17 protein-coding genes and 4 tRNA genes are annotated in these 26,310 nt (G+C 38.0%); 2 read left to right on the top strand and 19 right to left on the bottom strand.

Features of this window, described 5'->3' with window-relative positions:
• From OW492_RS03010 to OW492_RS03030, 5 genes are all read right to left on the bottom strand, one after another.
• The coding region (locus tag OW492_RS03010) for a hypothetical protein (protein ID WP_290038343.1) at positions 1 to 817 on the bottom strand (817 nt) is incomplete at its 3' end.
• A 527-nt stretch (positions 818 to 1,344) separates the two neighbouring features.
• Positions 1,345 to 1,420, bottom strand: a tRNA-Val gene (locus tag OW492_RS03015).
• A 38-nt stretch (positions 1,421 to 1,458) separates the two neighbouring features.
• A tRNA-Val gene (locus OW492_RS03020) sits at positions 1,459 to 1,534 on the bottom strand.
• Positions 1,535 to 1,562: 28 nt separating this feature from the next.
• A tRNA-Val gene (locus tag OW492_RS03025) sits at positions 1,563 to 1,638 on the bottom strand.
• A gap of 44 nt (positions 1,639 to 1,682) precedes the next feature.
• Positions 1,683 to 1,758: transfer RNA gene (locus OW492_RS03030), tRNA-Val, on the bottom strand.
• 269 nt (positions 1,759 to 2,027) lie between these two features.
• On the opposite strand from OW492_RS03030, the gene gltX reads away from it, so the two are divergent.
• Positions 2,028 to 3,452 (top strand): glutamate--tRNA ligase, encoded by a 1,425-nt coding sequence (gltX, locus tag OW492_RS03035; RefSeq protein WP_290038345.1) that lies wholly within the window; start codon positions 2,028 to 2,030, stop codon positions 3,450 to 3,452.
• An 86-nt stretch (positions 3,453 to 3,538) separates the two neighbouring features.
• Here the strand turns inward: gltX and OW492_RS03040 are convergent, their stop codons facing one another.
• Positions 3,539 to 4,162, bottom strand: coding sequence for a DsbA family protein (locus OW492_RS03040; protein WP_290038346.1), 624 nt, complete (start codon positions 4,160 to 4,162; stop codon positions 3,539 to 3,541).
• A 193-nt stretch (positions 4,163 to 4,355) separates the two neighbouring features.
• Between OW492_RS03040 and OW492_RS03045 the strand changes: the two genes are divergently transcribed.
• Entirely contained in the window at positions 4,356 to 4,937 is a 582-nt protein-coding gene (locus OW492_RS03045) for a thymidine kinase (RefSeq protein WP_290038348.1), read from the top strand.
• An 81-nt stretch (positions 4,938 to 5,018) separates the two neighbouring features.
• Here OW492_RS03045 and ppiD read toward each other — a convergent pair whose 3' ends face one another.
• The 13 genes from ppiD to OW492_RS03110 all read right to left on the bottom strand — a co-directional run bounded on the left by ppiD (position 5,019) and on the right by OW492_RS03110 (position 26,274).
• Positions 5,019 to 6,914 (bottom strand): peptidylprolyl isomerase, encoded by a 1,896-nt coding sequence (gene ppiD, locus OW492_RS03050; protein WP_290038350.1) that lies wholly within the window; start codon positions 6,912 to 6,914, stop codon positions 5,019 to 5,021.
• 79 nt (positions 6,915 to 6,993) lie between these two features.
• The gene (locus OW492_RS03055; RefSeq protein WP_290038352.1) at positions 6,994 to 7,269 is read right to left on the bottom strand and encodes an HU family DNA-binding protein; all 276 of its coding nucleotides are present in this window, start codon (positions 7,267 to 7,269) and stop codon (positions 6,994 to 6,996) included.
• A gap of 152 nt (positions 7,270 to 7,421) precedes the next feature.
• The gene (lon, locus tag OW492_RS03060; RefSeq protein WP_290038353.1) at positions 7,422 to 9,779 is read right to left on the bottom strand and encodes an endopeptidase La; all 2,358 of its coding nucleotides are present in this window, start codon (positions 9,777 to 9,779) and stop codon (positions 7,422 to 7,424) included.
• A gap of 187 nt (positions 9,780 to 9,966) precedes the next feature.
• Entirely contained in the window at positions 9,967 to 11,262 is a 1,296-nt protein-coding gene (clpX, locus tag OW492_RS03065) for an ATP-dependent protease ATP-binding subunit ClpX (protein ID WP_290038354.1), read from the bottom strand.
• Positions 11,263 to 11,281: 19 nt separating this feature from the next.
• Positions 11,282 to 11,905 carry an ATP-dependent Clp endopeptidase proteolytic subunit ClpP gene (clpP, locus tag OW492_RS03070; protein ID WP_290038356.1) on the bottom strand — a complete coding sequence of 208 codons (624 nt, stop codon included), beginning with the start codon at positions 11,903 to 11,905 and terminating at the stop codon, positions 11,282 to 11,284.
• 112 nt (positions 11,906 to 12,017) lie between these two features.
• A complete protein-coding gene (tig, locus tag OW492_RS03075; protein ID WP_290038358.1) occupies positions 12,018 to 13,325 on the bottom strand; it encodes a trigger factor in 1,308 nt (435 codons plus the stop codon).
• 555 nt (positions 13,326 to 13,880) lie between these two features.
• Positions 13,881 to 14,495, bottom strand: coding sequence for a MarC family protein (locus OW492_RS03080; RefSeq protein WP_290038360.1), 615 nt, complete (start codon positions 14,493 to 14,495; stop codon positions 13,881 to 13,883).
• Positions 14,496 to 14,760: 265 nt separating this feature from the next.
• A complete protein-coding gene (gene ybaK, locus OW492_RS03085) occupies positions 14,761 to 15,222 on the bottom strand; it encodes a Cys-tRNA(Pro) deacylase (protein ID WP_290038362.1) in 462 nt (153 codons plus the stop codon).
• 64 nt (positions 15,223 to 15,286) lie between these two features.
• A complete protein-coding gene (recD, locus tag OW492_RS03090; protein WP_290038363.1) occupies positions 15,287 to 17,401 on the bottom strand; it encodes an exodeoxyribonuclease V subunit alpha in 2,115 nt (704 codons plus the stop codon).
• Positions 17,395 to 21,180 (bottom strand): exodeoxyribonuclease V subunit beta, encoded by a 3,786-nt coding sequence (gene recB / locus OW492_RS03095; protein ID WP_290038365.1) that lies wholly within the window; start codon positions 21,178 to 21,180, stop codon positions 17,395 to 17,397. The genes recD and recB overlap by 7 nt, the downstream gene beginning before the upstream one ends.
• Before the next feature lie 2 nt (positions 21,181 to 21,182).
• A complete protein-coding gene (gene recC, locus OW492_RS03100; RefSeq protein ID WP_290038367.1) occupies positions 21,183 to 24,620 on the bottom strand; it encodes an exodeoxyribonuclease V subunit gamma in 3,438 nt (1,145 codons plus the stop codon).
• Between the two features lie 513 nt (positions 24,621 to 25,133).
• The gene (locus OW492_RS03105) at positions 25,134 to 25,388 is read right to left on the bottom strand and encodes a hypothetical protein (protein ID WP_290038369.1); all 255 of its coding nucleotides are present in this window, start codon (positions 25,386 to 25,388) and stop codon (positions 25,134 to 25,136) included.
• Positions 25,389 to 25,554: 166 nt separating this feature from the next.
• A complete protein-coding gene (locus OW492_RS03110) occupies positions 25,555 to 26,274 on the bottom strand; it encodes an NYN domain-containing protein (RefSeq protein WP_290038370.1) in 720 nt (239 codons plus the stop codon).
• Between the last annotated feature and the right edge of the window lie 36 nt (positions 26,275 to 26,310).

Genomic DNA, 26,310 nt, shown 5'->3' on the forward strand with positions numbered 1-26,310 from the left:
CGGCACTGCCGTCATCTTCAGTAAAGTCATTGCTGCTAGTGATAGTTATTTCTGGTGCATCATTCGTCGTGGTTACACTTGGCTCAACAGAAACTGCTTCACCGTCAGTCGTGCCATCATTTGGAATCAAAGTAAATTCAGGTAGCTCTTCGCCGCTGTTGACCAGTGCTGCTCCGGCTTCAGTTAATACAACCGTGCCGTCAACAATTTCATAATTAACGGTATCGCTTAACGTAACAGTAACCTCGTCACCGTCTTCATCCGTTGTTTCGAAGGTCGCAACCACGGCACCTTCAACGGCACTGCCGTCATCTTCGGTAAAGTCATTGGTGCTGCTAATAATGATTGTTGGAGCTGTATTTGCAACAGTTAAAACACTACTGTCATCGGTTGTATCAGTAAATTCTTGCTCGTTTTCAGAGGCACTATCAAACGTAGTTGTATCGAAATTAGTCGTCGCAATAGTCTCTTCACCATCACGTTCAAAATCAACCAGAGAAAAACCACCACCATCAGACTCTTCACCGGCAGCTGTTTCGATGTCTAAATCTAGAACTTCTTCACCAAGAGCTAAAATAGCCTCTAAGTCATCAGTATCAATATCAGTAAGTTCTGTCTGATCATTTTGAATATCTGGTAGTTCAATATTTTCTGCTACAGGGGCTTCAGCCGTCTCTTCTAAAATTAATGGTTCTAGCTCAGGCACGATTGATTCACCAGTTACAGTTAATTGTTCTTCTGTTTGAACTGCCTGCTGATCAGTTAATTCAATTTCAGTTTCACTATTTTCGTTAACCTGGTTATTTTGCTTATCCATTACTATTCCCCACGAGACTATAAACTTCCAAAATTATGTTTTACATAATTATTAAAAACCGACAAAACTTTAACAATTAATACGGCTATTCAGATAACATTTGCTTAAAAAAGAGATTAAGAAGGGCTATATTCAAAGTTCCATCTTCGAAAAACATCCCCCCTAAAGTAATAACTATAGACAAACGCTCGTCAATAGTAAATTTGATTATTAATTAATATTAAAAGTGAAGTAAAAAACTTCTAAAAGGTAGCTTTGTTTCACATTAAATACGACTCTGATATAGCATTAAGTGCTTGTATATAGAGACTTGAACTAAAAATAAGACAAGAAATTTTGATTGGACTTTAATGTGTAGCAAATGGACTAGAGGGTTTAATAAATAAAAAATAAAATCATTAAGAACGAATATTTTCAGTACTTAAATTTGACTTAATTATTATAAACAATAAAAACTTAAGTAAAGTGATAAAGTTAATGATTAGAAAATATGAAGTTTAGATTAATTATAGATAAGAGATTAAAGATGGTGGGCGATACTGGGTTCGAACCAGTGACCCTCGCCTTGTAAGGGCGATGCTCTCCCAACTGAGCTAATCGCCCATCTTTAATTTTTATCTTAAATTGTAACAACTTGAAAGTGGTGGGCGATACTGGGTTCGAACCAGTGACCCTCGCCTTGTAAGGGCGATGCTCTCCCAACTGAGCTAATCGCCCATCTTTAATCTTATTTTGGTATATATCATGGTGGGCGATACTGGGTTCGAACCAGTGACCCTCGCCTTGTAAGGGCGATGCTCTCCCAACTGAGCTAATCGCCCACTTCAAGTTCATAGTTTCAGTTCTTATGATGAACTAAGTAATATGGTGGGCGATACTGGGTTCGAACCAGTGACCCTCGCCTTGTAAGGGCGATGCTCTCCCAACTGAGCTAATCGCCCATATTACTTAATAACAACTGCTTAACTGCTCTGCCGTTGTTTGTGGGGCGTATTATAGGGATAGCCTTTTTTCAGTCAAGGCCTTTTTGAATAAATTTGTAGTTTTTTAACTGACTGCTCAAAGGGTAGGCAACAAACGCTTAATATTTGTATTTTGCTGCATTTTATTATGCAAAATTAGTTTGTTAGCAAATAGTTAATGTAATTAGATAGCTTTCCGTTAAAATATGCGCACTACTCTTCAAGCTGTATTATAAGGAAGCTTTTTAATGACTGTTAAAACTCGTTTTGCCCCTAGCCCTACCGGCTACTTACACGTTGGTGGCGCACGTACTGCACTATATTCATGGTTACATGCTAAAAGTAAAGGTGGCCAATTTGTATTACGTATTGAAGATACGGATATTGAACGCTCTACTCAAGAAGCTGTTGATGCCATATTAGAAGGAATGAAATGGTTAGGTTTAGATTGGGACGAAGGTCCATACTACCAAACTAAACGTTTCGACCGTTACAATGAAATGGTTGAAAAACTATTAGCAGAAGATAAAGCTTACAAATGTTACGCACCTAAAACATTATTAGACGAAATTCGTGCCGAGCAAGAAGCAAATAAAGAGATGGCTCGTTACGATGCCAACCACCCTAAAATTGTTGCAGTAAATGCTGCAGCAACAGAAGATCAAGATTGTGTTATTCGTTTTCGTAATCCAAAACAAGGTACTGTTGTTTTTGAAGATGAAATACGTGGCAAAATTGAAATTGCTAATGACCAGTTAGATGATTTAATTATTCGTCGTAGTGACGGCTCACCGACTTACAACTTCTGTGTAGTCGTTGATGATTGGGATATGGGAATTACTAACGTAGTACGTGGTGAAGATCATATTAATAACACACCTCGCCAAATCAATATCTATGAAGCATTAGGTGCACCGGTACCTTCTTTTGCACACTGTTCAATGATTCTAGGTGATGATGGTGCGAAACTATCAAAACGTCATGGTGCAGTATCAGTGATGCAATACCGTGATGAAGGTTTCTTACCTAATGCACTTAATAACTATCTAGTTCGTCTTGGTTGGTCACATGGCGATCAAGAAGTATTCTCTGAGCAAGAAATGATCGACCTATTCAGCTTAGACAATGTCAGCAAATCAGCTTCAGCCTTTAATACTGACAAACTATTATGGTTAAACAATCATTACATCAAAACATCAGATCCAGCTTATGTAGCAGAACATCTACAATGGCACATGGATCAACAAAATATTGATACAAGTAATGGCCCTGAATTAACAGAAGTTGTTACAGCATTAGCAGAACGTGCAAAAACATTAGTAGAACTAGCAAGCTCAAGCCGCTACTTCTATGAAGACTACGAAGAGTTTGATGCAACAGCGGCGAAAAAACACTTACGTCCAGTAGCGAAAGAAGCACTAGTATTGGTACAAAGTAAACTACAAGCTACTGATGACTGGTCAATGGAAAACTTACATAAGATCATTGAAGACACCGCAACTGAATTAGAAGTAGGTATGGGTAAAGTAGGTATGCCTTTACGTGTTGCCATTACCGGAGCAGGTCAATCCCCTTCTCTTGACGTTACCTTGGCATTAATTGGTCAGGAACGCAGTGTTGCTCGTATTTCACGTGCTATTGAATTTATTGAAGCGCGAGAAAACGCTGCATAAAATCAATTTAAAAGGTTAAAAATAAAAGCCCATTGATACACTGTTATCAATGGGCTTTATAGTATCTTACCGTTTAAAAAACTATATTATTTATTGTTTATTAACTGCGTAATTTGCTTATGGGTCTTTTGCCAATTGTTATAATCAACCGCAATCGGAAAAACGTCTCCCCCTACCGTTAATACCAAAGATGGGAAGCCTTGAATTGGCATCGCCCTACTTACTGAAATTTCTTTCATTAATTTTGTATTAATTTCTTGGCTAGTTAACTGAGTAGCAAAGCGTTCCCCCTCCAAACCCACTTGTTCAGCTAATTCGATTAAAGTACTGCTCAAAGAAGGATTTTTAGCCTGTAAATAGTAAGCTTGTTGAATAGCTAATAGCATCTCTTGTTCTTTGCCCTCTTCCCTTGCAATTAAACAAGCACGACATGCAGGGTAAGTTGAACGTTGAGGCTGACACTCAGTCCAAAAATCAAAATTAAATTCAGTGCCTAACTTAGCATGAATGGTACGCCAAATACCTTGCAGTGTTTGCTGTAATTCTTCGGGCATTACTTGGTCGCTATCTGGGGCTAACCCTCCTAAATGATAATTTATTTCTACTTCATCATTCGCTAATGCTTCCACCAGTTGTAACCACGTTTTCTTAAAACCCCAACACCAACTACACATAGGATCGTAAACATAATGTAAAACAGCTTGATTCATAGTCGCTCCTTATTAACCAATGCAACTTGAAAAAGCACATCGATCATATTTTGACGTAAAACATGAAGCACATAAAAATGATTAGAATAAAAATTCAGTTGCTAATGTTATCATGGGCTATTCCCCCTACTATCCATAAAAAACTGTTATTAATCAATCAAGGGGGCTATTTAATTATTCATAGGACCATGTTTTGGCACAACTTTATTTTTATTATTCTGCAATGAATGCAGGGAAATCGACCTCTTTACTCCAATCTTCTTATAACTATCGTGAACGAGGAATGAATACCTATGTATTAACAGCAGGAATTGATGACCGTTCAGGTATTGGTAAAGTATCGTCACGTATTGGTATCGAAAGTGATGCACACATCTTTAACGAGAATGATGATCTAGCTGAAATGATAGGTAAAGTACATCAACAAAATAAACAACATTGCATCTTAATTGATGAGTCACAATTCCTAAGTAAAGAACAGGTTAGACAACTCACATACGTAGTAGATATTTTAGGAATTCCTGTATTGTGCTACGGCATCAAAACTGACTTTAAAGGAGAATTATTTCCTGGTAGCCAATACCTATTGGCATGGGCTGATAAATTAATCGAATTAAAAACCATTTGTCACTGTGGTCGTAAAGCCAATATGATTTTACGTATGGACGGTAATGGTAATGTCTTACATGAAGGTGCGCAGGTAGAAATAGGTGGTAATGAGAGTTACGTGTCTGTATGTCGAAAGCACTTCAGAAAAGAGTTTTGGGATAAATAAATAGAATGATTGATATAAAAAAGCGGCTTATGAAAGCCGCTTTTAGATTACTTAATGCGATGACTTAAGAATCAATATAGATTATTGGCCCGCGTAAGTAATATCAGCATTGTTCAGTAATAAAGTAATTAAAGCCTGATAAGTCGCTTCTGATGTACTACGTTGTAACATAGCCGCTAACTGTTTTTCAGTTTCTTCTTCAACTTTACTTTCATCTTGTTCAATTACATCAGACAACTCAACCAAAGCAAAATCACCTTGTGCTGTTGCAACATAATCTCGCGTTACTTGACCAGCTTCAGGTTTCGCTAATTGGAATAAACGCTGAATGATTTGCGTATCGTAATCACGGCTGTAACGCGCTAACGTTAATGGTGAAGAGAAAGTAAGATCTTTACTTGCTAATTCACTATCAATTGACTCACCCGCATTTAGCTTAGTCATTAAAGACTCCACAAATTGCTTAGCAGCTTCCGCTGATTTTTGCTCTTCTAACTGCACAGTAATTTGATCAGTTACCTCAGCAAGCGGTTTTGTGGCTGCTTCTTGATAATCTTTAACGCGCACTACAATCGCTTTAGAGTCTGTTAAGTCAATAACTTCTGAGTTAAGACCTTCAGCGCGGAAATTCTCATCAAATACTTGACTCAATACATCACGAGAGTCTAATTCATTTGGTACATCGTCACTTGAGAATAAACCACTTTCTTGAACTGCAACACCCACTTCAGCAGATGCTTCTTCTAAGCTATCAGGAGACTCAAAAGCCACTTCACTTAAACGTTGGTATAAATCATCAAAAATGCTGCGTACTTTTTCATTTTTCAATGCAACTTCGATTTGAGGTTTAACTTCGCTTAATGGGCGAGGAGTATTCTCTTGTGCATCGATCAACTTAATGATGTGGTAACCAAATTCAGATTTAACAACATCAGAAATAGGTGAAGCCTTAGTTAAAGAAAAAGCACTTGAATCAAAAGCTGGATCCATCACGCCACGTTCAAACCAATCTAACTCTCCATCATTTTTAGCAGAATAAACATCTTCCGATTTCGTTTTTGCTAGCTCAGCAAAATCAGCACCAGATTTAATTTCTTCTAAAATAGCTTCTGCTTTTGCTTTCGCTTCATCAGAATCACCTTGAATGAAAATATGTGCAACTTTACGACGTTCTACTTGTTCGTAATCAGATTGATGTTGATCGTAGTAATCTTGAACATCTTGTTCTGTCACATTGACTTCTGAAGTCAATGTTGCCGAATCTAATACAATATATTCTACATTGACTTGCTCAGGGCTTTGAAAAGCTTGGCTATTGTTAGCATAATAAGTTTCAATATCTTCAGCTGTTACATTCGCTTCCGCAACAAAATCAGCACTATCTACGTTTAAGATACGCGCCACACGCTGTTGGCCTTGTAATTGGCTTGTTTGTGCCACTTCAGAAGGTAAAACAAACTCACTGCCTACTAATGTTTCTAATAGCTGAACGCGTACTAAATCAGTCTTAAAGTTAGCACTAAACTGCGCAGGTGAAAGATTGTTATTACGTAACAGTGATAAGTATAAGTTGTTATCGAATTTTCCATCGACTTGGAACTCAGGAGTGTTACGAATCGCTTCTTTAACTTGCTCATCACCAACACGTAACCCCATATCAGCAACAGCTTGTGCTACTAAACGTTCAGTGATCAAGGTTTGTGTCGCTTGAGCACGTACTTGTTGTGCAAAATTAGGGTTAGAAGCTAATAGTTCGAATTGTTCACCGTATTGCTGTTGTAAACGTGCTCTTTCATTTTGATAAGCTTGTTCAACACTTTGCTGTGAAATCTCTTCACCATTTACGGTTACAGCAGCATTCACTGATGAAGTGCCTAAATAGCTACTGACACCAGCTAAAGCAAAAGAGAGGATGATCACAATCAAAATACTTTTTGCGACGACTCCTTGCGAACCTTCGCGCATTCTTTCTAACATAATATTTTACTCTTTAAGACTAAAAACAAAAAAAGCGCATCATAGGACGCGCTTAATACATGGAAGAGCTAATAAACGCTTAAGCGTTGATAGCATCTTTCAATGATTTACCCGCTTTAAATGCAGGTACTTTTGCAGCTGCGATTTGGATTGGTTCGTTAGTTTGTGGATTACGACCTGTACGAGCAGCACGTTCTTTAACTGAGAAAGCACCAAAACCGATTAGAGATACGCTGTCGCCTTCAACTAAAGCTGTTGTTACGCTTTCGATAAATGCATCTAATGCACGGCCCGCAGCCGCTTTGGAAATGTCTGCGCTTTCAGCGATGTTATCGATTAATTGTCCTTTATTCATTTGTAAATCCCCTGTTTATAATAATTGGTGCTATCTTCATCTTGAGTGGCACATTGTAAAAAACTTGAGCTAGGCTACTTCTCTATTCAAATTCAAGCAAGTAAATTTCAATAAAATTAGCGAACTAGCCCGTATTGTATGCGATTAGTCACCTATTTGTCGTTTTTTTCAACAGAAAAGCCGGTGATACTATCTTGTAATGCAACTTCTAATACTTCATCAATCCAGCGTACAGGTTTGATTTCAAGTTGGTCTTTAATATTATCAGGGATTTCCTCTAAGTCACGTGTATTTTCAAACGGAATCAATACTGTTTTAATACCACCACGACGCGCCGCTAATAATTTCTCTTTTAATCCACCGATAGGAAGCACTTCACCACGCAGAGTAATTTCACCTGTCATCGCAACATCAGCACGAACAGGAATCCCCGTTAAACTTGATATAAGCACGGTACACATTGCGGCACCTGCACTTGGACCATCTTTTGGTGTTGCACCTTCAGGAACATGTACATGGATATCACGTTTCTCGTGAAAATCACTGTTAATACGCCATTCTTCTGCTTTAGCGCGTACCACAGTCATCGCCGCTTGAATTGACTCTTTCATGACATCACCCAATGAACCAGTATAAGTTAACTTACCTTTACCCGGTACAGAAGTTGCTTCAATAGTCAGTAGATCACCACCAACAGATGTCCATGCTAAACCAGTTACTTGTCCCACTTGATTAGCAGAATCAGCTTTACCAAAGTCATAACGGCGAACACCTAAATAATCTTTCAAGTTATCGATAGTTACATCAATTTTTTTCAGACTCTTATCTAATAAGATATCTTTCACCACTTTGCGACAGATCTTAGAGATTTCACGCTCTAAGGCACGCACACCCGCTTCACGCGTGTAGTAACGCACAATGCCAATGATTGCACTGTCATCAATAGTAATCTCACTCTCTTTTAAACCATTACGTTTAATCTGTTTGCTTAAAAGATGTTGATTAGCGATATTCAATTTTTCATCTTCTGTATAACCAGAAAGATTGATCACTTCCATACGGTCCAATAATGGGCCAGGAATATTCATTGAGTTAGATGTTGCAACAAACATTACGTCAGACAAGTCATAATCAACTTCAAGGTAATGATCATTAAAGCTATTATTTTGCTCAGGATCTAGCACTTCTAATAATGCAGAAGCAGGATCACCGCGCATATCAGAGGCCATTTTATCGATCTCATCTAATAAAAATAATGGGTTTTTAACACCCACTTTGGTCATTTTTTGAATCAATTTACCCGGCAATGAACCAATGTAAGTACGACGATGACCACGGATCTCCGCTTCATCACGCACACCACCTAAAGCCATACGCACATACTTACGCCCAGTTGAACGAGCAATAGACTGACCTAATGAGGTTTTACCTACACCTGGAGGCCCAACAAGACATAAAATAGGCCCTTTTAACTTGTTGATACGCGTTTGTACCGCTAAGTACTCTAAAATACGTTCTTTGACCTTCTCAAGGCCATGATGGTCTTGATCTAGGATTTCTTGCGCCTTTGCTAAGTTCTTTTTAACAGGACTACGTTTCTTCCAAGGCACATTCACTAAGCTTTCGATGTAAGTACGGATCACACTTGCTTCCGATGACATTGGAGACATCATTTTTAGCTTCTTAAGCTCAGATAATGCTTTCTCTTTTGCCTCTGCAGACATGCCTACCGATTCAATTTTTTCAGCAAGTTGGTCAAGGTCACTTTGCCCTTCTTCATTATCACCCAACTCTTTTTGAATCGCTTTCATCTGTTCATTAAGGTAATACTCGCGCTGGCTACGTTCCATCTGTTTTTTAACACGACTTCGGATACGCTTTTCAACCTTTAAAATGTCTTCTTCGTTTTCCATCATACCCATTAGGTATTCAAAACGTTCCGTTACATTGGTTAACTCTAATGCAGCTTGTTTGTCTTCTAAACTTAATGGCATGTGCGCAGCAATCGTATCAGCAAGACGCTCAGGCTCATCAATCCCATTCACTGATGCTAATACTTCAGGTGGAATCTTTTTGTTTAATTTAATGTATGACTCAAACTGACCAAGTACGCTTCTGACTAGCGCCTCTTCCTCTTTTTCGTCAACACCTTCGCTTTCCAATAATTCAATTTCAGAAAAAAAGTATTCTTCATTATCGATATTGCGAACGATGTTAGCGCGTTGTACCCCTTCCACTAAAACCTTTACCGTACCATCAGGCAGTTTTAGTAATTGTAAAATATTCGCCACTGTACCGACCGGGTACAAGTCTTCAATTTTAGGGTCATCCAAGGTTGCTTCAGTTTGCGCAACTAATAAGACTTTTTTGCCCTGTTCCATAGCTGCTTCTAAGCAGCTGATTGATTTTTTTCTACCGACAAATAATGGGATAACCATGTGCGGATAAACGACAACATCACGAAGTGGTAAGACAGGTAATGTCAACAGCTGATCTGTTTCTAATTTCATATTGTCCCCGGAAAAAGTATTGAAAATGGATAGATAAATAATGACAAGTCGAAAAATGACACAGCTCAACTCGCTATAAAAAATCGTAAGTAACAATAATATTGGGGATGAATTGTTTTTTTTCAAGCATATAAATAAAAAAAGAGAGCTAAAAGCTCTCTTTTTTTAATTTACAGTTACTAACTGCTTATTTATCAGACGAAACGCGTTTAGCATCATCTTCAGAATAGATTAATAATGGCGCAGAATCACCTACGATCACTCCTTCATCCACCACGACTTTAGTTACGTTTTCGACTGATGGCAAATCGTACATTGTATCTAACAATACTGCTTCAACAATAGAGCGTAAACCACGAGCACCAGTCTTACGGCTCATTGCTTTTTTAGCCATCGCTGTTAATGCTTCAGGACGGAACTCAAGCTCAACATTCTCTAAACCAAATAAAGCAGCATATTGTTTCGTAATTGCATTTTTAGGTGCAGTTAAAATTTCAACTAATGCTTCTTCATCTAATTCAGTTAACGTTGCCACTACTGGTAAACGACCGATGAATTCAGGAATTAAACCATATTTAGCTAAATCTTGAGGTTCAACTTTCTTAAAGGTTTCGCTTAATGTTTCTTTTGAATCTTCGTCTCGAACTGTAGCACCAAAACCAATACCTGCGCCTGTATCAATACGCTGTTCGATAATGCTATCTAAACCAGAGAATGCACCACCACAAATGAATAGTATTTTAGAGGTATCCACTTGGATAAACTCTTGATTTGGATGCTTGCGTCCACCTTGAGGAGGAATAGAAGCAACAGTACCTTCAATTAATTTCAATAACGCTTGCTGAACACCTTCACCCGATACATCACGAGTAATTGATGGATTTTCAGATTTACGCGTAATTTTATCGATTTCATCGATGTAAATAATACCTCGTTGCGCTTTCTCAGGATCATAATCACATTTCTGTAATAGCTTCTGAATGATGTTTTCAACATCTTCACCAACATAACCGGCTTCAGTTAATGTTGTTGCATCAGCCATAGTGAAAGGTACATCTAATAAGCGCGCCATGGTTTCAGCCAATAATGTTTTACCACTACCCGTTGGACCAATAAGTAAGATATTTGATTTGCTTAACTCAACACCGTCAGCAATGTCACCATGTTTTAAACGTTTGTAATGGTTGTAAACTGCTACTGAAAGTACTTTCTTAGCAAGGTCTTGACCAATTACATAATCATCTAAAGAGGCACGAATCTCATGCGGTGTTGGTAATTTTTTCTTACTGTTATCCGTATCAGTAGTACTTGTTAACTCTGCAATCTCTTCTTTAATGATATCGTCACAAAGGTCAACACACTCATTACAAATGTACACAGAAGGTCCAGCAATCAGCTTTTTAACTTCATGTTGGCTTTTACCACAGAACGAACAATACAATAGACTGCTATTGTTAGCGTCATTGTTATTTTTATCCGACATAGTTATCAATACCTCTCAATTATTTTCTACGCGTTAAAACAGAATCCACAATACCGTAATCCACTGCTTCTTGTGCACGCATAAAATTATCACGGTCTGTATCACGCGCAATAACTTCAATATCTTTACCTGTATGGAATGCTAATAACTCATTCATACGTTGTTTTGTTGCAATGATCTCTTTAGCATGAATTTCAAAATCAGATGCCTGACCTTGGAAACCACCTAAAGGTTGATGAATCATTACTTTAGCGTTAGGTAATACATGACGCTTACCTTCTGCACCACTTGCTAATAGAAATGCGCCCATACTCGCAGCCATCCCCATACAAATAGTACTTACATCAGGTTTAATAAACTGCATAGTGTCGTAAATCGCCATACCTGCACTAATTGAACCACCTGGTGAGTTGATGTAGATGTAAATATCTTTCTCTGTGCTTTCTGATTCTAAGAATAATAACTGTGCAGAAATCAAGTTTGCCATGTGATCTTCAACAGGGCCTGTTAAAAAGATAACACGCTCTTTTAATAGTCGAGAATAGATATCATATGAACGCTCACCTTTTGCCGTTTGTTCAACAACCATAGGGATAAGTGCGTTACTAATTTGTTCCGTATTTCCAGCAAATGGGTTAGTCATATTCCATCCTAAATTATTTTTATTTATTGTGTCTACCAAAATGAAAATGGCCCGAGTGAAATCACTCGAGCCATTGAAATTTATAACCAATTGAATTAATAGTTAAAAACTATTAAGCAGCAGGTTTATTCATCACTTCATCAAACGATTTTTTCACTTCAGTTACTTTAGCTTTTTCAATGATAAAATCAACTGCTTGCTCTTCTAATGCTACATTTTCCATGTTTTGCATTAGCTCTTTGTTGTTTTTGTAGTATTCAACAACTTCAGCTGGGTTTTCGTAAGCAGATGCTGCGTTTTCGATTAATGCAGAAACTTTATCTTGGTCAACTTTTAATTCGTTAACTTTGATCACTTCACCTAATAATAAACCAACTTTAACACGCTTCTCAGCTTGCTCAGCAAATAATTCTGCTGGTAATTCAGGTAAGTTGTTTGGATCCATTTCTTTACCGTAACGCTCCATAGCTTGCTTACGTAAAACGTTAACTTCGCTATCGATTAATGCTTTTGGTACTTCAACTTCGTTGTTTTCTACTAATGCAGTTAATACATTGTCTTTAGCAGTGTTTTTAACTACTTGATCAAGTTCACGTTGCATGTTTTTCTTAACGTCAGCTTTTAGAGCTTCTAAGTCACCACTTTCAACGCCAAATTTCTTAACGAACTCTTCAGTTAGTTCAGGAAGAATTTGTTGCTCAACTTTAGTTAGGTTGATTGCGAATTGTGCAACTTTACCTTTTAACTGTTCAGCATGGTAATCTTCAGGGAAAGTCACGTCGATTGTGAACTCTTCACCTGCTTTTTGGCCAAGAATACCAGATTCAAAACCAGGAATCATACGATCACTACCTAGAACGATTTGGAAGCCTTCAGCTTTACCGCCTTCGAATAATTCACCGTCGATAGAACCTTCAAAGTCAACCGTTACTTGGTCATCTTTCTTAGATTTACGTTTAACTTCTTTCCACTCAGCATGTTGCTTTTGTAGCGTCACTAACATGTTATCTAAGTCAGCATCTTCAATTGAAGTAGATACTGTTTCAACAGCTAACTCTTCTAATGCATTAAGCGCTACTTCTGGGTAGATTTCAAATGTAGCAGTGAAAACAAAGTCTTCGCCTTTTTTACGCGGTTGTGGTGCAACAGCAGGTGCGCCAGCTGGGTTTAGTTTTTCAGCTACGATTGCTTCGTAAAAGTTACGTTGCATTACTTCGCCACCAACTTCTTGCTCAATAGCAGCACCGAAACGCTTAGCGATAACTGATGCAGGTACTTTACCTGGGCGGAAGCCATCAACACGTTGTGTTTTAGATAGGTGACGGATACGACCATCAAACTCTTTATCAAATGCTTCAGCGGCAACAGTAATTGTTAATACGCGCTCTAGACCTTGTGTAGATTCAACAGAAACTTGCATTGTATTTCCTTTATCTTTTACATTAAAAATTGTTTTTACTGATGAAAGAAAAATGTATTACTTTCATCACTAAGGTGTATTTGCGTGGACTACCGCATTATAGAAATGACACCTTAATTAAAAATTAGTTTGTAATTTATATGGTGAAATTTAAGACGCGCCATTATAGACACTGTTATGACGATAGTCGATAGGCAGTCCATAGGAAAAACGACATGCAAGCCCTATTTTTCATAGATCCACGCTTATTTCACACAATTTTCAGTGAATTGTTAACATAAACAGATTAAATTGATGAAAATCATCACTTAATAAGTGTTCAATAGTTGTACGATAACGTCGAATATCAAACAGATAAAAGATGAAATAAAGAGGAAAATAAATCAAATCCTCATAAGAAATTAAGGTCATTGAAAAGAGTTTAACGTCGCATTTTTATCAGCCAAATAAAGTCTCATATTTTATCTATTGTTACAGCATAAAATAAAACTAGGTTTAACTTTTTTAAGCTAAACCCAATGAATAATCGATAAAGGCTAAATACAGATTAAAACCTTAATGTAATAAAAGAGAATCGACAAAGAACCCTTTCACACCAGAAAAGACAATTTGCGCACCAATCGCAGATACAAATAATCCAGTAATTTTAGGTAACACTTCTAAACCTTGTTGCCCTAATAACTGTTGAATTTTGTTTGAAAAAAGCAACACTGCGGCAATTGATAATACCGCTGCAATCAACGAAGCAATCACACTCATAAAGTCAGTAAAACTTTCTAATTCCGCACCAATTACCATTAAAATACCAATCACACCAGGTCCGATAGCAACAGGAATAGCTAAAGGTACTATAGCAAAGTCTCCGCCGCGCTTATTGGTGCCTTCTGGCATTTCCGTATCACCCTTAATCATCTCCAATGCACTTAAAAACAATACGGTACCCGCTCCGATTTTGAAGGCATCCAAGGTAATACCAAATAAACTGAAAATATATTGCCCAAAAATCAAAAAGACTAAGCTAATAATCAATACCGTAATGCTCAGTTTTAAAATTACCCGCTTCTTCTCACTTGAGCTAAGGCTCTTACTCAAGATCAAGAATACTGACAACACAAAGAAAGGTGTCATCATAAAAAATAGTTTTAAATAAAGGGTAATAAACTGTTCCATTTCGACTCTCATTAACAAATAAACAATTGATCAAGATTTTTCAGCGCGATGCTAACACAGAGTGATTTAAAAGATCTTTAACTATTTAAAAGAAAATGAATAGAAATGATTTATCGCAAATTAATGGAGTAAAGAACAATGAAAAGCTTGCAAGGCGCAAGCTGAAAAAAGGAACCGCAGAGCGGTTCCGGTCATATCACTAGCCTGTCGGCTAATTTCACCCAGCGTTCCTTAAAAACTATTTCTTTTAATTACATTGAGTTAACTATATTAAAGCGACAAAACTAGCCGATAGTATCGATGCTAGATCTTCTGCGTTTAATTGAATTTCTAAACCTCGTTTACCTGCGCTGACATAAATATCTGGGTATAACTTTGCAGTATCATCAATCACTGTGGTGAGTTGTTTTTTTTGTCCTAAAGGACTTACGCCACCTAATACATATCCCGATGAACGTAATACGTCGTTTTTGTCCGCCATCTGTGCTTTCTTGCCTTTTAACGCATTGGCAACTGCCTTCAGATTTAACTGCTCAGTCACAGGTAATATGGCAACCACCAATTGTTTATCGAGATCCACCACTAAGGTCTTAAATACTCGTTTCGGGTCCACATTCATTTTTTCAGCGGCTTCTAGCCCATACGACTCATGTTTTTTATCATGTTTATATTGATGAACTTGAAAGGCAATTTTATGCTTTTCTGCTACTTTAATCGCTGGAGTCATGTTATTTCCTACCTTTACTTATTTCAGCGCCAATAAACCCTCGTTTAATTGGTGTATTACTTTATTAATTAGTTGTTAATCGTTCTGTTAAACGGCTGTTTCTACTTGCTCGGTTTCTTACCGAACTCGCTACCAATGCAAGGTCTGCAATCAAGGTTAAACGCTTTTTAGCGCGTGTGATACCTGTATAAATTAACTCACGGTTCATCACGGGTAATGCGTAATCAGGTAAAGCTAACAAAGTATGTTTAAACTCAGAGCCTTGACTCTTATGCACCGTCATCGCAAATACCGTTTGATGCGCAGGTAAACGGCTTGGTTGAAAATCTGCAACACTACCATCAGGCATTACAAAATAGACTCTTAATTGTCCGTGTTCATCTTCTAAACATAAGCCTATGTCGCCATTGAACAAACCAAGGTGATAACTGTTTTCAGTGACCATCACTGGGCGTCCGACATACCAAGTTTGTGTCATATCAAAACGGCGCACCAACAAGCCTGCTTTTTGTAATAGCTTTTCACAACGATGATTTAATGCATTTACGCCCCACTCTTGCTCTCGAGTCGCACACAATATTTTAAAGTCATTAAAAGCACTCAGCAGTACTTTAGCTTGACCACGATTATCTTGATTAATGATACATAACTCAGAGAGGTAAGGGGTATACCCTTCCACCACTAAACGATCAAAATCAGTAGCGCTTTCTGCATCATTAGCATAATAAGCAAGGTCGTCGTATTTTTCACATAAGGCAGCCAATTTGACAGCCGTTACGCCACCTTTATTCACCGCACTGGCTAAATAACCAATACCAGAGTACTGATCAAATCGGTAACTCTTTCTTAATAAGCACAAATTATCAGACATAGTCGCTTGCGCATGTTTACCTTGTGATAATAAACAATCAAAGCCTGTTAGCTCAGCTAATTGCTGTGCTTTTTGTTGACTGTAGCCTGAGTCAATAAAGGAACAAATATCACCTAGTACCGCTCCTGCCTCCACTGAAGCTAATTGGTCTTTGTCCCCTAACAAAATTAAACGAGCATGATCGGGTAATGCACTGAGCAATTTCGCCATTAAAGGTAAATCCACCATAGAAGCTTCATCCACCAGCAGCAAATCTAAAGTTAATTGATTACCAGCATGATGACGGAAATGCGCACTATTATTTCGTACACCTAACAAACGATGGATAGTGCTCGCATCCGTTGGAATGTTCGGTGCTTTTTGACCATCTGCTGGACTACCCAAATCTAACTCATCTAGAGCATTAGTAATCGACTCAGTCAGTCGAGCCGCAGCTTTCCCCGTCGGCGCGACCATCTTAATCATCAAATCTGGTTGAGCATTTAACAAAAGTGCTAATAATTTCACCACTGTGGTGGTTTTACCTGTACCTGGGCCACCAGAAATAATACAACGTGGAGAGGTTAGTGCTAAGGCAGCACTGATTTTTTGCCAATCACAACGCACTTTATTTGGGATCAATGATTCTAATAAAATCAGATCTTTTGCGGAACTTGCATCAGTAAAGCACTGTTGCACTGCAGGCCAATCAACTGATGCTTGCTCAATCACATCTAAGTATTTTTCACATAACGCTTGAATTGATTGACTGGTATCACTTTGCCAAGCATTCCATAAATAACCATATTGCGGCGTAAATAACTTCTCTAAATACCCTTTGCTAGCCACATCGACTTGTACAGAGATCGGCTGCAATAACTTGTCAGAAATCAACTGCTCAAATTCCGCATAACGAGCCATAAACAAGGCACTGTATTGCAGTCTTAAGGGAGCATCATCACCGCAACAGAGGCTTTCATTCAGTTGATAATGTGTTTGTTGAGGATCATGAAAAATACAAGACACATTTAAACGTTCACTCACTTGTTGAGAATCCAGCGCCAATTGCAAACAGTGTTGATGAAACAATCCCCCCATTTTATCAATAGGTAAACAGATATGACCGCCACCTAGCTGTTGACTGGTTAATGCCGCCGCCAGTTGCATCAAGTTATCTGCACCTAATTCCGCCATAAACTTTGCAAAGTGGAAATCGATAGGTCGAATTTGTTGATTTAACTGACACTGTTTTAATAGCGTTAACATACTGTTTTCTGTTGAACTAACAGTTGTCGACTCAAAGCTTGATGATATTGATTTTTCTAGCATGACAACTCCTCCAGCAACATTTCAGCCGTTAATTCGCCGCTTAATAACTTATCCAATTTATCAATCAACTCAAATTTAGGTTTAGTGAAATAAACGCCCGCTTCTTTAGTACCTTGCATACCACGTAGGAAAGTATAAAACACACCACCTACATGTTTTTCATAATCATAATCAACCAAACGTGAACGTAATAACCGATGTAATGCTAAGGTATAAAGCTGATATTGAAAATCATAACGATGTTCAATAATAGCCTCTGACATAGCTTGTTGACTATAATCAGCCAACTCATCACCTAAATAGTTTGATTTATAATCGAGTACGAAATATTGCCCTTGGTATTCAAACGTTAAATCAATGAAACCTTTTAACATCCCTTGTACTTGATTAAACTGTAATGAGCCAGCTTGCGCAGATAAAGGATCATAATACGCAATTAATCGATTAACCGATGTCGCTTCAATGGGTTGCATAGGAATAAAGAATTGCATCTCCACTTTTTTCTGCGCTTCACTTAATTGAGATAAAGATAAATCAGGGTAAAGAGCCGGCGCTAAAGGGTGTGCCAAAATATGATTAATCCATTGGCTAACAATAGGCGCCCATTCTTCTGGATCTTCGTAATTATTGACTGTTAATCGCTCTTCTAACCAGGGAGTTAGCTGTTTAGATGGACTATCTTGAAAATCAATCTCTTCAAATAGTTCATGCAAAAACGTTCCGTGCTTGGCACCTCTTGGGAAACCAAACACATTCTTAGTTGGCACTTCATTAGTTAACAGTTGCAATTCATTGCTTACTGCGATTAATTCCGCACGCTCTTCAGGGATTTTTTTAGTTTGCTTATTTTCCAAGGTTGGCGCCGTATGAAAACGCGATAAAGCAGAGTAACTGGTTACCCACCAATTTTTTTCAATGACACCGGAGAAGCGTTTCGGCGCGATTAATTGATCTGGCGATGGTGTGGCAACTTGATAGGTCTCACTGGGTAAATCAGGCGCATGGCGAATACCAATGTTATCGGATTGCTGACACACACCTTGCAATAAACGGACTAAATTTTGGTCATCACCGGCTTGTAACTCCTCGCCCGCTTTAATGGTTAAATAACCTAAAGCACTTTTTGTTAAAGGTGTCGCTTTTGCACGGCCTTTTTTATAAGGGCCAATACCTAAATAACAACGATAAACACTGCGCGTTAAACCTACATATAACAAACGAATATCTTCTGCTAACAACTCTTTTTCAGTCTTCTCTTTACTGACTTCACTGCCATCAAGGTCGAATACCAAGCGCTGTTTAGCATCATGAAATAAGTATTCTTTTGGTTCACGATATAACCCACTGAAAGGGATAAATACAATATCGTATTCCAATCCTTTAGATTTATGTAAGGTGCTCACTTGTACCAAAGACTTTTCACTTTCTAAACGTTGTTTTTGTTCGCCCTGCTCACTTTTAGCATGACTAATTTGTTCACTAAACCAACGTAATAAAGCAAATGCCCCTTCAAATACCATACTATTTTTTTGTAACAACTCCGCGAGGTGTAACAAATCCGTCAAGGCGCGTTCACCTTGGCTTTGCGTTAATAGATGCGCACTAATACCCTGCTCATGAAAACATTGTTGCAACATCACTAAGATGCCACTCTCTTCCCACAGAGTTTTATACCGCGCAAAATCTGCAATCTTACTTTCCCAACGAGCCGTTTCAGAAAAAGTATTGTGTACTTCCAAAGGGGTTAGTGAAAAAAGCTTACAGGCAATCGCAGATCGTAAATAACGCTCGTTACTTGGGTGTAAACAAGCGTTTAATAATCGTAATAAGTCCTGCGCTAAGATGCTGGCAAACACACTCTCTTTGAGTGATAAATACACACTATTAATATTTTCTTCTAATAGCGCTTTGCGAATAATATTCGCCTCATTACCGGTTCTCACTAACACCGAAATATTATTAGCATGAATAGGATGATGATTACCTTCTGTGTCTTCCAAATAAGCCTGATTTTGTTGCGATAACAATAACAATGCTTTAATTTCGTTAACCGTTGCCTGTGCACTTTCATGACGGAAAGCGTCACTACTTAATGCACCTTTTACATGTAAAAACTGTAATGCGGTTTGTTGATCATCTTCAGGGTTATTCACCACCAGCTTTTTACGTTTAATCGGTGGCGCTTGCACTGGGTGGAAAGGAATATCTTGGTCATAAATAAACGGCGCAATTTTATGTTGGAAAAAGCCATTCACCGCATCGATCATTTCTGCGCTAGAACGATAGTTGTTATCCAAACTATAATGGGCAGACACCGCATTACGCGCTTTCATGTAAGTAAATATATCCGCACCACGGAAACTATAAATCGCCTGTTTTGGATCGCCAATCATAAATAAACCAAAAGCAGTCTGTGAATTCATGGCTTCAGGCGGCTCATCAACAGCTGGGTCAGCTTGCTGATAAATGGTATCAAAAATTCGGTATTGCACTGGGTCGGTATCTTGGAACTCATCAATCAAAGCAATCGGATATTGCTGTTTGATTTGCTCTCCTAAATGTCCTTCTGGCGAGTGCTGTAATGCAATATCCAAACGTGTCAGCAAGTCATCAAACCCTAATAACATATGCTGCTGTTTAGTTTTTTGTAGGTTGTCTCGCACCCAATGCGTTGCTTTAATTAACAAGGTATTTTTTAGGGAGATATCCTTTGCTAACAAAGACTCGATTAAGGCAAAAGTTGAGTGTGTCGGTGGCTCACCTTTTTTAGTTTTAGTTATCAACTCTGATTGCGAAAACTTCAATAGATTTTTAGGTAAGGTTAAATCTAAGCTATCAGAAGCTGCCCATGCACAAACGTCCTCAAACCATTTTGGTAAATAACGTTTACTGTAACTGCGTTTATCAATACCTGAATACTCAATAATATCTAAGTAATCATCTTTATCGGCATTCCAAGCTTGTTTAACGTCATTAATCGCTTGTAAACCTTGTTCATATTTTGTTTCAAAATCAAAGTCAGTGATTTCTGGTATAAAAGTTAAATCGTGACGAGATAACCATTGTTGTAACTCTTTTTTAAGCGCTTCAGGGTGCGCCCAATAACTATAAACGATCGCAGTTAATGGCGTGGATAATTGATAAAAATGCGCACGCCAAAAGTCATTACAGGCTTGGCTTAAAATATCCGCATCATCTTCTAATAAGGTCTGCTGGAATAAGCTTCCCGATTCGAAAGCATTTTGTTGCAATATACGCTGACAAAAACCATGGATAGTAAAAATAGACGCTTCATCCATCTGCAATTCTGCAAAACGTAATAAACGAATATCATGCTCAAGGTTGCTACTATCATCAATTAACTGCTGACAATAGGCATCTTTACTACTACCGCGTACAAAAGCTAAACGCGTTTCACGAATACGATCCCGGATACGACTTCTTAATTCCGCCGTAGCCGCTTCTGTAAAGGTTACAACTAAAATTTTATCCACGGTTAATGGGATTTGATGTGCAGTTTGCCCAACTAAGCTTGAATCATTAGCATCGGCCTGTGTGCCATGACCTAATAACAAACGAATAAACAAACTGGCGATAGTATAGGTTTTCCCTGTACCGGCAGAGGCCTCTATTAAACGACGCCCGAACAACGGAAAAGTCAGCGCTTGAAGTGGCGTTACCGCAATGCCACCAACGGGTGAACTAGTACTATCCTGTAAAGACACAGGTGCTGATAGGTTATCAGCTTCAATCAATGATAATTGTGTTTCTTCTGTCATGATTATGCCTCTCCCCATTGTTCGTAAATTAAGTCATTTAAATTGCACAATAATGGCATAAACACTTGTAATGCAATGCTTTCAAACTGTTGCCAATGGTCTTCAATATTTTCATATACACGGTTAATATAAGGGTCGCTCGCTTCTGAGTAGCCTCGGCTATTATTAAAGGTTTTTAGTGCTTCTTGTTGCCCTGCTGCACGCGTTTCAAAACTTAATTCATCTAATACATACACTCTCGGTTGTAATTTACACACCGCTTCACACCACTGAAATGCACTTTCAATAAAGAAAGGTAACGCTTGTTGTAAGCCTTGTTGATATAACGCAATCAGCTCAGATAAACGTTGATGTGCATAATCCGCAGGAATCTCTTCAAAATAGTGCCCTTTGGTTTGTCCAAATAACGTCGCGTTTAAATGTTGTCCATGGACAATGCAATAACACAAGTGCTCTACCCATAATTTAAGGAGGTCTTTGCCTTTGATATTACCCGGTTTAATGCGTACCAATCCATTTTCACAATGGTCATCCAAAGCACCGATTAAGCGTTTATCATCAAAGGGAATATCCACCGCAATCTGTTCAATATCACCAATAAAGTAACTGCTATAAATACTCGCTAAATCCACCATCACCTGTAAATCTTTATTAAAAATAAGTTTAGCAAATTCACCGACAGGTAACTTACCTTCTGCTTGTAAGCCCACATATAAAGAGGTTAAAGCTTGATCGTCCAATCCATGTTTAAACTGTTCCGCTTTTAATAAGTATTGTTGTAAATTATCTAAAGCAAAAGGCTCATCGTTTTCTTGGTTGATATCATCCATCTCAAAATAAACATTTAAGCCTTGATTAAAGAAAGCACGACAAGGATTTTGTAAAAAACGAATTAAAGCCGTTAATTCTATTTGCTCGCTTTGTATCAAAGGTAATGGCGTAAACTGTTCATTTTCACTACTCACTGGTTTGTTGATTGCCTCCCACCAGCCTTGCTGATAAGTGACTTGTTTACCTTGAAAATATTGTTCACTGAAACTTTGCATAGGGTAATGATGAGTGAAAGCAGACAACAGGTCTTTCTCTAATTGCCCATCATCTAAAGTTGAATCCAACTGGCTAGTTAACCTAAAGCTTTGCTGAATATAATTAAGTAACTCACTGACTAATACACTGGGCATTTTTTCCCTGTTATCACTGATATCTTTACCAATGTAACTGATATAAAACTGCGATTGTGCTGATAACATTGCCTCTAAGAACAAGTAACGATCTTCATCCCTACGTGAACGGTCGCCACGTTTACGATGACCGACCATTAAATCAAAGCCCATTGGCAATAACGAACGAGGATACAAACCATCATTCATCCCCAACAAACACACCACTTTAAACGGAATAGAACGCATCGGCATTAAGGTACAGAAGTTCACCTGTCCTGCTAAAAAACGTTGGCTATTAGACTGACTTGATAAGTGATCTTGTAAATATTCAACCAACACCAATAACGATAAAGGTTGTTCAAATTTAGCTTGTTCAGTTTGCTCCACCAGCGTTTGCATTTGCTGACGAATTTGACTGAACAACACGCTGTTATCTTCATCTTCTAAATAAAAATCATCAATCAGTTGATTGATAAACAGTTGCCAGTCCGCACAGCTTAAATCTTGTTGTAAGTTAGACTCTAAAATAATCAGCGTATCGATAAACTCAATAAATCGCCCTAGTAAATCGCCCTGAAGACCTTGCACTTCATCATAAGGCGCAATACCTTCAAACAGCTCATCACTCATGGCATAACCAAGCAGCATACGCTTCAAGCCAAACAGCCAGTTATTCTGAGTTAAAGCAGGTAATTCCCATTGTGTGGCCGACTCATTATTTAATCCCCAACGAATGCCACTTTCAGTGATCCAATGTTGTAACAGATCAAACTCAACTTGTTTAATACCAAAACGATTTAAAATCGCAGGTACCTCTAACAAGGCGAGAATATCTTCACGGGTATAACGGCTTTGGTGTAAATTCAATAACTGTAAAAAGCTCGCTAAAATAGGGTTTTCTTGTTGCGCACTCACATCAGAAATAGAGAATGGGATAGTCACACTACTGCCAGTGCGACTAAACACTGCTTCCACATAAGGCGCATAGGCATCAATGTTAGGCACCATGACAATGATATCTTTCGGCGTTAAGCTTGGATCTTGTTCAAACATCGCCAATAAATTATCGTGCAACACCTCCACTTCACGCATCACACTGTGACACACATGCAAGCTAATCGAATTATCCTCATCCGTCACTTCAATACGCTGCGATACATCATTTAAGGTACTTAGCGAGCTATCACTTAACTCTAAAATATCGGCTTGGATATGATGTAACAAACTATCGCGATCAATATCCACAAAGGCATCAATCTCTTGCTGCTCTAAACTGTATAATTGGTATAAAAAGTCACGTCCCATTTTACCCATGGACGCCAATAACGGATTACCGACTTCACTTTCCACATCCCCACTACTCGCCCAAGCTAAATGCTGCTCATCCTTCTGCCAACTCGTTGGGTTTAATGTATTCACTTCACCAGCCAGTACATTTACTTTAGGGCGAGACTGTGCAAAACGCTTCGCTAATAGTTTAGGGTCAACAATATCACCCCAATAAAAACGACACGGATTAGTTAATAGAAAGTGCACGTCACAATGCTCGCCTAAACCTTGTAAGGCCTGTAAATAAGACTCAGGTAACGAGGAAATACCAAACACAAAAATACGTTTCGGTAAGTGAGTCAATTGGTCAGTGGTTTTTGTCGCTAACGTACTTAAAAAATCTTGGTACAAGCCTGCACGGTGATACGCCTTCCCTTGCGATTGAAAACCTTGTTTAATACTCGCCACCAATAAGCGCCAAAGCTTGGCCTGCCAAAGGTGTGTATTCAACCATTCAGGTTGTAAGTTTTCTAAGCTCACTTGGCTGTCTTGTAGGGTTTCCCAGTTATCAATCCACTCAGGGCGATATACTAAATATTGGTCAAAGATATCGGCAATTTTACCGCTTAACTGAAAACGCTTACGCAGGTGCGTGTCATCCTGTAAATAATCTTTTAAGGCACTAAAGTCTTCATCTTCTAAACAGTCAGGTAATAACTTCATAATCTGCCAAGTCATCGACTGTTTATTAAAGGGGCTATTATCCGGCACATCATCTAAAACATGTTTGAATTGCTGCCAAATAAAACTCGCCGGTAATGGGAAATCAATATTCGCCGCAATACCCGTAGACTGTGCAATCTCTAACTGCAACCACTGCGCCATACCAGGGCTTTGTACTAATACCGTTTCATTTTCAAAAGGATTACTTAATGGAGATTGATTGATCAGCGCCAGCAATAGGTCTTTAAGCAAACTGATTTGATTAGAGTGATAAACTTGAAACACACGCACCACCTTTTGAGAAAGTTGTTTTTATTGGTTTTCTAAACTGAGATTTCTTAACTGGTTTTTCTTAATAAGCCTAAAATAGCATAACTATGATTAGAGTAATTAATAGAGTGATGAAAAAAGTAAATTTAATCATTGGGTTGAGGTTATAGTCAGCCTTACGAAGCCTCTACAATATGAATTAATGCTCAATGCATTTGTAGAATAAACGAGTCTGATTCAAACCTAGTAGAAATGTGGCATTAATTAAATTCTTGAAACCCCTATTTCGAATGAAATACCAAAAGATATGAAAATACTTTTTACGAGGTATATTTATATTAAATGTTAGCAAAATATTTATTGGTTAGTCCTTCTTATTTTTGCAAAATCATGAGTGAAAACTGTCTGATTTAGTTTTAACTCAAATTAAATCTTAATGCCAAGCCTAATAAAACGTACCGAAAGATGAAATGAACTAAAGTGGAGAGTGATAAAGTAGAATGAGGCGATATATAACTGACTGTATTGTTAAGCTTTAGTTACCCTATCATATATTTTTACTGTTTCTGAAAGCTCTGAATCTTTTAATGAAGTTTTTAATTTTTCAACTACACCTGGCTTAACAAGATCTGATTCAGACTGGTGACCTTGTGCCGTTAACTTTAGGGCAATAATATTAACCTTAAAACTAGTACTCCAAAAGCTAGAGAAACCAATACCTTGAGTTTTATTACTCGAACACTGCAATAATCCTTGGCCCTCTAAAATTTGTAAGTGAGACACTAATTTATTTAACTCAAAATCATTGGCCCTGAATCCTTTAAATTTTCCTTGATTTAAGTTGAAGGCTGGATACTAATCCTCTAGCACTAAAGAATTCTTTATATATTCGATATTAACTCTCATAAATTCTCCTAAATATAATTATAGATATAACATGGTATTAAGTTTACTTGCGAGAATCTTTAACAAACATAGATGATCGATCACTTCTCCATTCAAACTCAAATAACTGTGTTGCTCGAAGGAGATCGCCTAGCTTTTGATAGCCATAATTAACTGGTGAGAATGAACTACTATTAGATATGTAATTTCCTACTTTCCCCAAGTATGACCAACCATCATCTTCCGATGTTTGCTCTATTGCAGTTCTGAGTAATTTTACCAATGTTGTGTCTTGGCTTAGTAGAACACTTTCTTTTTTAGGTGTAACTGCATTATTTTTTTTAACTTCCCTAGCAAAATTTTCAGTATAGATAAATGTTGAACAAGCATCTACAAATGGTTTTGGGGTTTTCTTTTCTCCAAACCCATAAACAGGAAGCCCACTTTCTAGTAAGCGCATTACAAGAGGAGTAAAGTCACTATCACTAGTCATTAAGGCAAATCCATCAATTGAATCGCTGTATAAAAGATCCATTGCATCAATAATCATTGCGGAATCAGTCGCATTTTTACCTGTTGTATAAGCAAACTGTTGCATCGGTCTAATTGCATGAGGGTGTAGTTTATCTATCCATCCAGATAGAGTTGGACTATTCCAATCTCCATGAGCATGCCTAACGTTAACCATGCCAAATTTAGAAAGCTCTTCAATAACCCCTTCTATGGCATTATGGCTTACATTATCACAATCAATAAGTAATGCTATTCTGTTTAGTTCTGCCAAAAAACTCTCCTTAGTATTTAGCGCCTCATTAAGAGA

It is taken from the genome of Psychromonas sp. 14N.309.X.WAT.B.A12, from assembly GCF_030397575.1.
Classification (GTDB): Bacteria; Pseudomonadota; Gammaproteobacteria; order Enterobacterales; family Psychromonadaceae; genus Psychromonas.